This is a genomic window from uncultured Psychrosphaera sp. (genome assembly GCF_947500655.1).
Lineage (GTDB): Bacteria > Pseudomonadota > Gammaproteobacteria > Enterobacterales > Alteromonadaceae > Psychrosphaera.
The window spans coordinates 1-12,720 of record NZ_CANMSK010000004.1 but is presented as its reverse complement, the minus strand read 5'-3'; the positions used below and the strand labels follow the sequence as shown (position 1 = coordinate 12,720).

The 12,720-nt window shown below is 38.4% G+C and carries 8 protein-coding genes and 3 tRNA genes; all 11 read left to right on the top strand.

Translation table 11 applies throughout. The features are described from left to right. Positions 1–3 precede the first annotated feature (3 nt). The 11 genes from Q0940_RS04750 to Q0940_RS04700 all read left to right on the top strand — a co-directional run bounded on the left by Q0940_RS04750 (position 4) and on the right by Q0940_RS04700 (position 12,719). On the top strand, positions 4–2,679 hold the full coding sequence (locus Q0940_RS04750; RefSeq protein ID WP_299264769.1) for an ATP-binding protein: 2,676 nt from the start codon (positions 4–6) through the stop codon (positions 2,677–2,679). Beyond that, positions 2,660–3,250 (top strand): 1,6-anhydro-N-acetylmuramyl-L-alanine amidase AmpD, encoded by a 591-nt coding sequence (ampD, locus tag Q0940_RS04745; RefSeq protein ID WP_299264767.1) that lies wholly within the window; start codon positions 2,660–2,662, stop codon positions 3,248–3,250. Before Q0940_RS04750 ends, ampD begins: the two co-directional genes overlap by 20 nt. Before the next feature lie 60 nt (positions 3,251–3,310). Further along, entirely contained in the window at positions 3,311–4,216 is a 906-nt protein-coding gene (ampE, locus tag Q0940_RS04740) for a regulatory signaling modulator protein AmpE (protein ID WP_299264764.1), read from the top strand. A gap of 185 nt (positions 4,217–4,401) precedes the next feature. Beyond that, entirely contained in the window at positions 4,402–5,160 is a 759-nt protein-coding gene (locus tag Q0940_RS04735) for a GntR family transcriptional regulator (protein WP_299264762.1), read from the top strand. A gap of 91 nt (positions 5,161–5,251) precedes the next feature. Continuing rightward, positions 5,252–7,927 (top strand): pyruvate dehydrogenase (acetyl-transferring), homodimeric type, encoded by a 2,676-nt coding sequence (gene aceE / locus Q0940_RS04730; RefSeq protein ID WP_299264759.1) that lies wholly within the window; start codon positions 5,252–5,254, stop codon positions 7,925–7,927. Between the two features lie 24 nt (positions 7,928–7,951). Next, a complete protein-coding gene (gene aceF / locus Q0940_RS04725) occupies positions 7,952–9,931 on the top strand; it encodes a pyruvate dehydrogenase complex dihydrolipoyllysine-residue acetyltransferase (RefSeq protein WP_299264753.1) in 1,980 nt (659 codons plus the stop codon). Between the two features lie 176 nt (positions 9,932–10,107). After that, entirely contained in the window at positions 10,108–11,532 is a 1,425-nt protein-coding gene (gene lpdA / locus Q0940_RS04720; RefSeq protein ID WP_299264750.1) for a dihydrolipoyl dehydrogenase, read from the top strand. A gap of 516 nt (positions 11,533–12,048) precedes the next feature. Continuing rightward, positions 12,049–12,240 carry a carbon storage regulator CsrA gene (gene csrA / locus Q0940_RS04715; RefSeq protein ID WP_105051747.1) on the top strand — a complete coding sequence of 64 codons (192 nt, stop codon included), beginning with the start codon at positions 12,049–12,051 and terminating at the stop codon, positions 12,238–12,240. 186 nt (positions 12,241–12,426) lie between these two features. Continuing rightward, a tRNA-Ser gene (locus Q0940_RS04710) sits at positions 12,427–12,519 on the top strand. Between the two features lie 23 nt (positions 12,520–12,542). Continuing rightward, positions 12,543–12,619: transfer RNA gene (locus Q0940_RS04705), tRNA-Arg, on the top strand. 26 nt (positions 12,620–12,645) lie between these two features. Then, positions 12,646–12,719: transfer RNA gene (locus Q0940_RS04700), tRNA-Arg, on the top strand. The last annotated feature ends 1 nt before the right edge of the window (position 12,720 follow it).

Here is a 12,720-nt window from a genome sequence, read left to right as displayed (position 1 = left end):
ACAATGCGGTTACAACAAAAAATACTTTTAATAATTTTACCTTTGATATTAATACCTATAATTGTATTGGGTGTTTTTGCTTATAAGTATTCTTTGAATGCGCAAGATAAGTTGGAAGACATTAAATTAAAATCAGATATTAAGTACAGAGTTAATCAGGTCAATTTATATATAAATGATATTGAATCTGCCGTTAAATTTCTGGCGAGTAATAAACAATTTTCAGATACCTTATCTAATCAAATTACTGATGATGCGGTTAACGATGTTAAAGCTGAATTTCGTAAGTTTGCACAAGTTTACCCAGAGACTAGCCAACTAACCTTAATAAATGATAAGGGTGAAGAGCTACCTCAATGTCTTGTTAAAGATTCTACACCTGTGTTAAATAACAAATTACCGTTACTAAAAAAGCTGCAATGGCAGCTTATAACGCCATTAAATGGTGGAAGCCCTCTTATTGGGATCCAACAACCAATATTAAGATTGGATAATAATAACAAAACTCATATTTTAGGTTTTGTTAATGTTATTTTTACTCCGCGCTGGGAAGATAAGTTAAAACTAATTAAGGATAATGGCGATAAATTTATGATCAGTGACTTAGCTGGGAATTTATTGTTTAGTTACCCTGAAGGTGAAATGGGCTCAAAAATACCTCGTGATATCTTTAGAAAGTTACATGACGTTACTCGATATAATCAATCAGCTACGTTTAAGCTTGGTTCAAATCAAATCTTTTTTTCTGGACAAAAAATGTCAGAAAAGTATTTGTTTTTATACGGGCAAGATAAAAAATATGTAATAGAGAGTAAAACAGAAATAAGTTTAATTACTTTTGTAATTGTGTTGTTTTCAATCGTTATTACTTCATCTTTAGTTTATTACAGTACTCAACGGTTAGTGATCTCACAGATAAAAAAATTAGCCGATGCCAAGAAAAAAGTAGCACAAGGCAAATTTGATATAAAACTTACAACAGAAAGTGAAGATGAATTTAGTGAATTATTTTCAGCATTTAACGTTATGGTTCGTCAACTTGTGGTTTATCGAGAAAAAGAGCGCGACGGACGTTTACGATTAGAATATAAAGTTAAAGAAAGAACAGAAGAGTTACAAGCTACCAATAAAGCGCTTGAAAAATCAAATATAGAATTAGAAAAAGCCAAAGTAACATCTGAGCAATCAAGTGAATTAAAGAGCGCGTTTGTGGCTAATATGAGCCATGAAATAAGAACGCCCCTAACGGCTATTTTAGGTTTTACCGAGCAAGTTATTGCTGACTCACCAAGAGGCTCAGATCAATTAGATTTATTAGGACGTGTTTTAATTAGTGGTAAACATTTGTTAGCACTTATTAACAACGTATTGGACGTGTCAAAAATTGAAGCTGATAAATTAGAGGTTGAAGTAAATCAAGTTGATTTATTTGAACTGTTTAACGACGTAGTAAGCTTATTGTCGACTCAAGCGTGGGATAAACATTTAGATTTCAAATTCAATTATATTTATCCAATCCCTCGTTATATAAGAACAGACAGTACACGGTTAAAACAAATTTTATTGAATTTAGCCAGTAATGCAATCAAGTTTACTAAAGTTGGGAGCATTGATATAGATGTTAAATATTTGGCTGATAAATCACAATTAGAAGTTACCGTTACCGATACTGGCATAGGTATGACTGAAGAAATAGCCCAATCATTATTTCAGCCATTTATGCAAGCCGATGTGAGTATTTCTAGACGTTTTGGGGGGACTGGATTAGGGTTGGTTATTTCGAAAAACCTAGCCAAGTTATTAGGTGGAGGTATTACTGTCACCAGCGAGGTTGGTAAGGGTAGTCAATTTGTTTTAAATATTAATATAGCCGCCGATGATAATGAGCTAGAACTAGTGTTAATTAATTCACTAATGGACTTGGCTCAAGACCAAGGGCAAGTTTTTGGCTTTATTGCTGATAAAGAAAAAGAAAGTATTATAGCCAATGAAGTGACAGGTCGCGTACTTGTAGCTGAAGATGTCGAAGACAATCAATATTTATTTAAATTATTATTAGACTCGTTATCGGTCGAGTACGAAATTGTAAGTAACGGTGAAGAAGCGGTAGAAAAAGCCTTAACAGATGAATTTGACTTAATTCTTATGGATATGCAAATGCCAATAATGGGCGGTGTTGAAGCAACTAGTCTATTGCGTCAAGCGGGGATAGATGTGCCAATTTATGCATTAACCGCAAATGTTATGAAAGAAGACTTACAGCGACACTTAGAAGCGGGATGTACCGGAACCATTGCAAAACCAATAGACCGAAAAGAGTTTATCGCTATTATTCACACAGCCTTGAGAGGCGTTAAAGAAATTGATTACGGTATATTACCGAAGGGGAAATTAGAACAACTTAGGCAAGAGTATGTATTACAATTACCGGAACAAGGAACCCTTATTTCAACTCACCTGGCAGGGATGAACTTACTTGGCCTTAGAGCTGAATTGCATAAAATAAAAGGTACGGCTGGTAGTTATGGTTTCATGACCCTCACTAATTTGGCGGAAGAAGTTGAAATATTTTGTGCAGAGGATAAAGGCTCTGATTTATTTTGGTCAGATCTGAACTCACATGTTTTCACTTTATTACAGCTAATGAGAAATATTATTGATGCCGAATCAAAAAAATAAACTATCAGGGGATTTAGCCACACAAGATGTTTGGTTAGAAAACGTGACAAGATGCGAAACCACCCACTGTGATGACAGAGAAGGTGAGGCTAGTAATAATATTGACCTATTAGTTATTCACAATATCAGCTTGCCACCGGCAGAAACTGAAGATGACTTTAATAATAACAATGTTGAGCAGTTTTTTACTGGGCAATTAGACTCAAGCCAGCACCCGTATTTCGCATCTATTGCGCAATTAAGAGTGTCAGCTCATTTATATATAAAAAGAACAGGGCAAGTCATTCAGTTTGTTCCATTAAATAAACGCGCTTGGCATGCAGGTGTTAGTGAATTTAATGGCAAACAACGTTGTAATGACTTTTCTATTGGTATTGAGTTACAAGGTACGGATGTATTACCTTATACAGACTTACAATATGCAGCGTTACAGCAAGTTTCAATACAAATTCAAGCACTCTACCCAGATATTGTGGTTGATAATATAGTCGGACATTGTGATATAGCCCCTGGGCGTAAAACAGATCCTGGGTTTAGTTTTGATTGGACTCGATATAAAGGTCGACTCTAACTTCACCTAAATTATAAATGTAAAATTATTTAATAGCCGTTAATTATTTTTGGAAATATTATGACACTTATTGTTTTGTTGTTAGTTCTAATCACTGAACGAGTCGGTTTAAGAGCTCCTCATTGGCAAGTTCAAACCTACCTTAACTATTACATATCTATAGCTTTGACTAAGTACTCAAAGACCAAAGCTAGTAAAATTTCGTTATTGTTGTTTATCGCAACGCCTGCTGTGATCGTTTATTTAGTCTTATATTTATTAAACAGTGGTTTAATTACTTTTATTGTCAGTTTATTAGGTTTAGCTATTTGTATCGGTAACCCACAATCAAGAGCGTTATACCGCCAATATCTTAATGCTGTAGGACGAGGTGATCGTGAAGCTCAGTTTGTATTACATAGCCAATTAGCTCAAGAGCCAACGATTATTGAAGAGTCTGATGTTAATCAATCAGTAGACTTAGATGACGAAACTCAATCTAATATTGTAAAACCGGAAACATTAGGTGAAACGTTGATTTGGATTAACTTTAGATATTATGCGGTTCCTATTTTCTATTTTGTTGTATTGGGAATAGCTGGTGTCGTTTTCTATTCAACCTTACTGTATTTAGTTGAGTTTAAAGGAATTAAACAAGGCGAAGCATTAAAAAAATGTGATGCTCATAATAAAAAAGACTTAGAGCTTTGGTTGGAGTGGTCATATTGGCTGCCTTCTCGCTTGGTTAGTTTAGGATTTATGGTAGTAGGTAACTTTACCAATGGACTGGAAACTTGGTTGAAATACGCCGCTAATTTTTCTAAGTCATCAAAAGAAATGTTATGTCAGGTTGCAATGGCGTCGGAAAAGAACACCGATTTTTCAGAAGGAAACAATGCAGAACATATGGTGCGTTTAACTAAGCGAAATATGGGACTGTTTTTGGTTGTGGTTGCCTTATTAACTTTATATGGTCAGGTAATTTAATTATTAAAATAAAGTTATCACTACACTCAGGCACAAAAAATAATCTATAAGATACTCTAAATCATTGTTTTCTCAGTGGTCTAGCCAGTTATCTTGATATTTACAAATTGCTTTTTGCTTGCTACTCTCGCTCTCGATTAATGGTAAGACCAATTTACCATTGTGTAAGGAATAGTTAAATTACTGTGAAAGTCACTACTCAGAAAGTATCAGACCAAGTTGCCGAGCGACTTGAAAAATTGATCTTGGACGGCTCTTTGCCTGCTGGTGGAAAGCTCGCGTCAGAGCGTGACTTGGCATTAGATTATGGTGTATCACGTCCGTCAGTTCGTGATGCTATTAAAAAGCTAGAAGCACAAGGTTTGGTAACTCGTAAGCAAGGTGATGGTACTTTTGTAACTAAAAAGTTAAATGACCCGTTTGCAGAGCCTTTGTTTGAACTATTGGCAAATAGCCCAGACTCTCACTATGATTTGTTGGAGTTTAGGTTTGCATTAGAAGGTGTAACTTCTTATTACGCAGCATTAAGAGGAACACTGTCTGAATTTGACGATATTCGTCATGCATTTTTGTCTATAGAGCAGTTAGCGGATTCAGATGATTTGGATCTAGTTGCAGCGGCGGTTGTTAAGTTTTACTTAGCTATTGCCGACGCATCCCATAATGTAATGTTGTTGCATTTATTAAGAGGTCTTAAAGACTTATTAATACACAATGTAAAAGAAAATTTAGTTGTATTTCAAAGCCACAATGATATTCGTCAGCAGTTAAATTTGCATAGAACGGAATTAATGGAAACTATAGTAAATGGTGAACCAGAACAAGCGAGACAAGCCAATAGACGACATTTAGCTTACATTGAAAAGTCGTTGTTGGCGTTAGATCAAGATAACAATAAATTACAAGGGTCAGTACGCCGTTTATTAAGTAGCCCAAAACGCTAGCTTTAATAATTACTGACTATAATGATGTTCACTGAAATAATTTCAGTTGAGCAATACACTCTTTTAATAATAAATAGTAGGAACCTGAAACATGTCAGAGAACCTAAATCAAAATCAGGACATTGATCCACAAGAAACTCAAGAATGGCTTGAGTCTCTGGAAGCTGTCCTTGAAAGTGATGGTGTTGAACGTGCTCATAGTATTCTTGAAGCACTCATTGATAAGGCTCGTCGTAATGGCGCGCACTTACCGTATACCGCAACAACGGCATACTTAAACACCATCCCAGCAGGACAAGAACCTCAAATGCCTGGCGATCGTACCATTGAAGCTAAAATACGTTCAGCGATTCGCTGGAATGCATTAGCTATGGTAGTACGTGGCTCTAAAAAAGATTTAGAACTTGGTGGACATATTTCATCATTCGCTTCTTCTGCCATGTTATACGATGTAGGCTTTAACCACTTCTTTAAAGCAGATAAAGACAACAAGGGCGGCGACTTTTTATATATTCAAGGTCACGTATCTCCAGGGATTTATTCTCGTGCATTTGTTGAAGGTCGTTTAACTGAAGAGCAGTTAGATAATTTCCGTCAAGAATCTGATTCTGACGGTTTATCATCTTACCCACATCCTAAATTGATGCCTGACTTTTGGCAGTTCCCAACAGTATCTATGGGCTTAGGTCCAATTGCTGCAATTTACCAAGCTCGTTTCTTAAAATACTTAACAGACCGTGGTATTAAAGATTGTTCAGACCAACGCGTATATTGCTTTATGGGGGATGGCGAGTGTGATGAGCCAGAATCATTAGGTGCTATTGGTTTAGCAGCACGTGAAGGTTTAGATAATTTAACCTTCATCATCAACTGTAACTTGCAACGTCTTGACGGCCCGGTTCGTGGTAATGGCAGTATTATTCAAGAACTAGAAGGCACATTCCGTGGCGCTGGTTGGGAAGTAATTAAAGTTATTTGGGGTTCTTACTGGGATCCATTAATTTCTCGCGATAAAGATGGCAAGTTATTAGAGATCATGGAAAGCACGGTTGACGGCGAATACCAGAACTATAAAGCCAAAGGTGGCAAGTTCACTCGTGAGAACTTCTTTGGTAAAACACCTGAAACGGCAGCTATGGTTTCAAATATGTCAGATGCAGACATTTGGCGTTTAAACCGTGGTGGTCATGATCCAGTTAAAGTTTATGCTGCATACGAACGTGCTAAAAATACCAAAGGTCGTCCACAAGTTATCTTAGCTAAAACAGTTAAAGGTTACGGTATGGGTGACGCTGGTGAAGGTAAGAATATTGCTCACGGCGTTAAAAAGATGGACTTGGATGCACTAAAAGCATACCGCGACCGTCATCATATACAAATTTCTGATGAAGACTTACCAAATGTACCTTATGTTACTTTCCCTGAGGGAAGTGATGAATATAACTACATGCATGGTCGTCGTGAAGCATTAGGTGGTTATTTACCAGCTCGTCGTCGCAACTCAGACGTAGAAATGGAAATGCCAGACCTGAAAGCATTTGAAGCAATCACTAAAGGTTCAAATGGTCGTGAAATATCTACCACTATGGCGTTTGGTCGTATTTTATCTGCAGTTATTAAAGATAAAAAAATAGGTAAACGTATTGTTCCTATTATTCCTGATGAAGCCCGTACATTTGGTCTTGAAGGTTTATTCCGTCAAGTGGGTATTTACGCTCACGGTGGCCAAAAATACACACCTCAAGATGCAGATCAAGTAGCTTATTATCGTGAAGATACTAAAGGTCAGGTTTTACAGGAAGGCATTAACGAACTAGGTGCTATGTCTGATTGGCTTGCTGCGGCAACGTCATATTCAAACAACAACGAACCTATGATCCCATTCTACATCTACTACTCAATGTTTGGTTTCCAACGTGTAGGTGACATGGTTTGGGCTGCTGGTGACTCACAAGCACGTGGTTTCCTAGTTGGCGGTACTGCTGGTCGTACAACGCTTAATGGTGAAGGTTTACAACACCAAGATGGTCATTCACATTCTCATTTTGGTACGGTACCAAACTGTGTAACTTATGACCCAACGTATGGTTATGAACTTGCAGTAATCGTTCAAGACGGCATGCGTCGTATGTACGGTGACAATGAAAATGTATTTTATTACCTAACCGTAATGAACGAAAACTACGTTCAACCTGCAATGCCTGAAGGCGTTGAGGAAGGCATCATCAGAGGTATTTATAAACTTGATGAAATAAAAGCCAAAAAAGGTAAAGCGAACGTACGTCTTTTAGGTTCAGGTACTATTTTATTACAAGTACGTAAAGCGGCTGAAATATTAGCTGAAAAATATGGTGTAACGGCTGAAGTATTCAGTGCACCATCGTTTAACGAACTTGCACGTGAAGGCCAAGATGTTGATCGTTTCAACATGTTAAACCCTGAAGCGCCAGTACAAAAAGCGTATGTAACTGAGTTGTTAGAACAAGGTTCAGGCCCTGTTATTGCTGCGACGGATTACATTAAGAGCTATGCCGATCAAATTCGTGCGTATGTTCCAGCGCCTTACCGTGTACTTGGTACAGATGGTTTTGGTCGTTCGGACAGCCGTGAAAATTTACGTCGTCACTTTGAAGTTGACCACAACTACGTCGTTATTGCTGCTCTTAGCGAGTTAGCACGTAGCGGTGATATCAAAGCATCTGTCGTTACTCAAGCAATTGCCGATTTAGGTATTGATGCTGAGAAACTTAACCCACTTTACGCATAATCAGCGGTTTAGGAGAATAACAAGATGGCTGAATTAAAAGACATCCTAGTCCCAGACGTTGGCGGCGACGAAGTAGAAGTAATTGAAGTTTGTGTTGCCGTCGGCGACACAATTTCGGAAGAAGATTCTATTGTCACAGTTGAAAGTGATAAAGCATCAATGGATATTCCAGCACCATACTCAGGCACAGTTAAAGAAATTAAAGTTGCTCTAGGCGATAAAATTTCTGAAGGCAGTTTATTAATTGTGATTGAAGCCGCAGGTTCAGCTACTGAAGCTGCGCCTGTAGTTGAAAGCGCTCCAGCACCTGCACCAGTTGCGGAAGCTAAAGTTGAGGCAGCTCCGGCTGCACCAGTAGCTTCTGGTGCAGTATCTATTATCGAAGTTACAGTGCCAGATATTGGTACTGACGATGAAGTTGATATTATCGACATCTTAGTTGCCGTTGGTGATTCTGTTTCTAAAGAAGATGGTTTAATTACCTTAGAAACAGACAAAGCAACCATGGATGTACCATGTCCAGAAGATGGTGTTGTTAAAGAAATTAAAGTAGCGGTTGGTGGTAAAGTTGGACAAGGTTCACTTGTTTTATTACTTGAAACTGGCGCAGCGCAAGCTGATACTCCAGTTGCAAGTGCCGCGCCTGCACCAGCGGTTGAAGCTGCTCCTGCAGCGACTCCAGCTCCAGTAGCGGCAACATCAGAAGTTAAAGATGTTGAAGTTCCAGATATCGGCACTGATGATGAAGTTGATGTTATTGATATTCTGGTTGCTGTTGGCGACACGGTTGAAGCTGAACAAGGCTTGATCACATTAGAAACTGACAAAGCAACTATGGATGTTCCGGCACCATTTGCTGGTGTAGTTAAATCATTAAAAATTGAAAATGGCGGTAAAGTTGCAACCGGTTCTATTATTGCGACAATTGAGACTGTCTCTAGCGCTCCAGCTTCTGTCGCAGCGCCTACTGCTGCTCCGGCAACAGTTGCAGCTCCTGTTGCTTCAGCGCCAGCTAAAAAAGCACCACCAGTAGTGCAAGCTCACCCATCTCAAGCTGGTGGCTCCGCATCAGGTAAGAATATTCACGCGACTCCGTCAGTCCGACGTTTAGCAAGTGAGTTTGGTGTGGATTTAACTAAGGTTACTGGTTCAGGTCGTAAAGGTCGTATTTTAGCTGAAGACGTTAAGTCATTTGTTAAGTACGAATTATCACGTCCTAAAGCAAACGCTAATTCAAGTGTTGCAGCTGGTGAAGGTGGTTTACAAGTTCTTGCACAACCTAAAGTAGATTTCTCTAAATTTGGTGAAATTGAAGAAGTGCCGTTAACGCGTATTCAAAAGATCTCTGGTCCAAATCTTCACCGTAACTGGGTAACGATCCCACATGTAACTCAATTTGATGAAGCAGATATCACGTCTTTAGAAGCGTTCCGTAAAGAACAAAATGCGACGTTAGCTAAGCAAAAATCAGATCTGAAGATAACGCCATTGGTTTTCATTATGAAAGCAGCGGCATCTGCTCTTGCTGCGTACCCACAATTTAGTTCGTCTTTAAGCTTGGATGGTGAAAGCCTGATAATGAAGAAGTATATCCACATAGGTATCGCAGTCGACACGCCAAACGGTCTTGTTGTTCCTGTTGTACGTGATGTTGATAAAAAAGGCGTTAACGAAATTTCACGTGAATTGATGGAAATATCTAAAAAAGCCCGTGATGGCAAATTAACAGCAAGAGACATGCAAGGTGGTTGTTTTACTATCTCTAGTCTTGGTGGTATTGGCGGAACAGCATTTACCCCTATTGTTAATTCTCCAGAAGTTGGTATTTTAGGTGTGTCTAAATCAGAAATGAAACCTAAATGGAACGGTTCTGATTTTGAGCCTAAACTGATGTTACCACTGTCATTGTCATACGATCACAGAGTAATCGACGGCGCACTAGCGGCTCGCTTTACTGTGCATTTGGCAAGTGTGTTATCAGATATACGTAAATTGGTTTTATAAAGCAGTTATAAAGTTTTTATAAAATCATAAGAAAGTCTTGCAGTTGCAGGACTTTCTATTTTTTGAGTGATAAACTCAACAAAATTTCGAGCAAACGAATATTCGTTTGTTTACCTTATTAGAAATGGAATGAAAGGCCTTCATTCCGTCACCATACAAGTGAATAGAGGTTAATTATGAGCAACGATATCAAAACTCAAGTTGTGGTTCTTGGTGCTGGTCCGGGTGGTTACTCTGCTGCATACCGTGCAGCTGATTTAGGATTAGACGTAGTATTAGTTGAGAAGCGCGCAACATTAGGCGGCGTTTGTCTAAATGTTGGTTGTATCCCATCTAAAGCATTATTACATGTAGCAAAAGTTATTGATGATGCAAAAGACATGGCATCTCACGGTGTAACATTTGGTGCACCAAAAATTGATCTTGATAAGATCCGCTCTTGGAAAGATAGCGTTGTTGCACAACTAACTAACGGCTTAGACGGAATGTCTAAAATGCGTAAAGTTAAAGTTGTTAACGGTTTCGGTAAATTTACTGGTAGCAACACTATGGTTGTTACGGGTGAAAAAGGCGATACAACAATTACCTTTGATAATGCAATTATCGCAGCGGGTTCTGAGCCTGTAAATCTTCCATTTATTCCTGAAGATGACCGTGTAATTGACTCAACTGGTGCGTTAGAGCTTAAAGATATTCCTGGTGAAATGTTAGTGCTAGGTGGTGGTATCATCGGTCTTGAGATGGGAACTGTTTATGCTGCATTAGGCTCTAAAGTTTCTGTTGTTGAATTCTTAGACCAACTTGTACCTGCGGCTGACAAAGACCTTGTTCAAGTTTATTCTAAATATAACAAAGACCGTTTCAACATCATGTTATCAACGAAAGTTGTAGCAGTTGAAGCTAAAAAAGACGGTTTATATGTAACGTTTGAAGGTAAAAAAGCACCTGCTGAACCTGTTCGTTATGACAAAATATTAGTTGCTGTTGGCCGTAAGCCAAACGGTAACTTAATGGACGCAACTAAAGCGGGCGTTACAGTTGATGAACGTGGTTTCATTAATGTTGATAATCAATTACGTACTAACGTAAATCACATTTTTGCAATCGGTGACGTTGTTGGTCAACCTATGTTGGCTCATAAAGCAGTTCATGAAGCACATGTTGCGGCTGAAGTTATCTCTGGTCAAAAACACTTCTTTGAACCTCAAGCTATTCCTTCAATTGCTTATACTGATCCAGAAATGGCTTGGGTTGGTATTACTGAGAAAGAAGCAAAAGAACAAGGCTTAAAAGTTGAGTCTGCCAAGTTCCCTTGGGCTGCTTCTGGCCGTGCAATTGCTTCTGCTCGTACTGAAGGTTTCACAAAGTTAATCTTTGATAAAGAAACGCACCGTATCTTAGGTGGCGCTATTGTAGGTATCAATGCTGGTGAGATGCTAGGTGAAATCGGTTTAGCTATTGAGATGGGCGCAGATGCGGAAGATATCGCATTAACTATCCATGCTCACCCAACGCTTAACGAGTCAATTGGTCTTGCTGCAGAAATGTATGAAGGTTCAATTACGGATTTACCAAATCCTAAAGCGAAAAAGAAAAAGTAATTTCATATTTGAATTGAATCAAAGGAGTTACATCCTTGTACCTTTGACATTAATTCATCCTTGAATTGAATCAAAGGGATTACATCCATGTACCTTTGATATTAATTCATCCTTGAATTAAAAAATGCCGACGCTGTGTCGGCATTTTTGTATCTGCTATTTATTGAAATCGTGATTTTTATAGTTTTAACGTAATTGAAGTAATGAATTTATTTAACTGAAAAGCTTGAAAGTCGCCACTTTGGCTCATATTAGATAAATAAGTTAATAAATTTATTAACTTATTTTTGCTCAATAATTAAATAGAAATAGAGTACGCAAGTTTTTAATTCTATTGCTATTATTGAACTAAGACGGATAGGAACAGTCCTATAAAGTGTTACAGTTATGCGATTAAAGTAAATGCAAAAATTGTAAGATGCTTTGAGTCTAGGTAGAATGTTTACCTTCGACTTAGTCGAAAATGGAGCTTTTTATTAAGCTAACTATAAGCAAGTGGCATAAAAGGAGCTAATAATGCTTATACTAACTCGTCGTGTTGGTGAAACGTTAATGGTAGGTGATGAAGTTACAGTTACAGTTTTAGGTGTAAAGGGCAACCAAGTAAGAATTGGTGTTAATGCTCCTAAAGAAGTAGCAGTTCATCGTGAAGAGATATACATGCGTATTCAAGCGGAAAAGGGCGGTCAACCCTCTGAAGCGGAATAAGCAATAAACCGGCGTTAAGCCGGTTTTTTCTTTTTAAGTTCTATAATAGTTATTTATCTAAGCTTAAAAGTGACAAATATTAGACGATAACTTGATAATTGCTCATTTTCGAATCAATCAGTAATTTAATTAACAATTTTATTTGACTTATATTCTTAGATCATTACTATACACGCCACATTGAGTGGAGAGGTGGCCGAGTGGCTGAAGGCGCTCCCCTGCTAAGGGAGTATAGGGTTTGTAGCCCTATCGGGGGTTCGAATCCCCCCCTCTCCGCCATTCAATGTTTTTGTGATTAAAGTGCGCTCGTAGCTCAGCTGGATAGAGTACTTGGCTACGAACCAGGCGGTCGGAGGTTCGAATCCTCCCGAGCGCACCATCATCACAGAAAAGAAGACTTATTGTGCGCTCGTAGCTCAGCTGGATAGAGTACTTGGCTACGAACCAGGCGGTCGGAGGTTCGAATCCTCCCGAGCGCAC

Bases quoted from the DNA above. Each gene is read 5' to 3' on its own strand.
- csrA (WP_105051747.1), top strand. From the start codon at position 12,049: ATGCTTATACTAACTCGTCGTGTTGGTGAAACGTTAATGGTAGGTGAT.
- Q0940_RS04750 (WP_299264769.1), top strand. From the start codon at position 4: ATGCGGTTACAACAAAAAATACTTTTAATAATTTTACCTTTGATATTA.
- lpdA (WP_299264750.1), top strand. From the start codon at position 10,108: ATGAGCAACGATATCAAAACTCAAGTTGTGGTTCTTGGTGCTGGTCCG.
- aceE (WP_299264759.1), top strand. From the start codon at position 5,252: ATGTCAGAGAACCTAAATCAAAATCAGGACATTGATCCACAAGAAACT.
- ampD (WP_299264767.1), top strand. From the start codon at position 2,660: ATGCCGAATCAAAAAAATAAACTATCAGGGGATTTAGCCACACAAGAT.
- ampE (WP_299264764.1), top strand. From the start codon at position 3,311: ATGACACTTATTGTTTTGTTGTTAGTTCTAATCACTGAACGAGTCGGT.
- aceF (WP_299264753.1), top strand. From the start codon at position 7,952: ATGGCTGAATTAAAAGACATCCTAGTCCCAGACGTTGGCGGCGACGAA.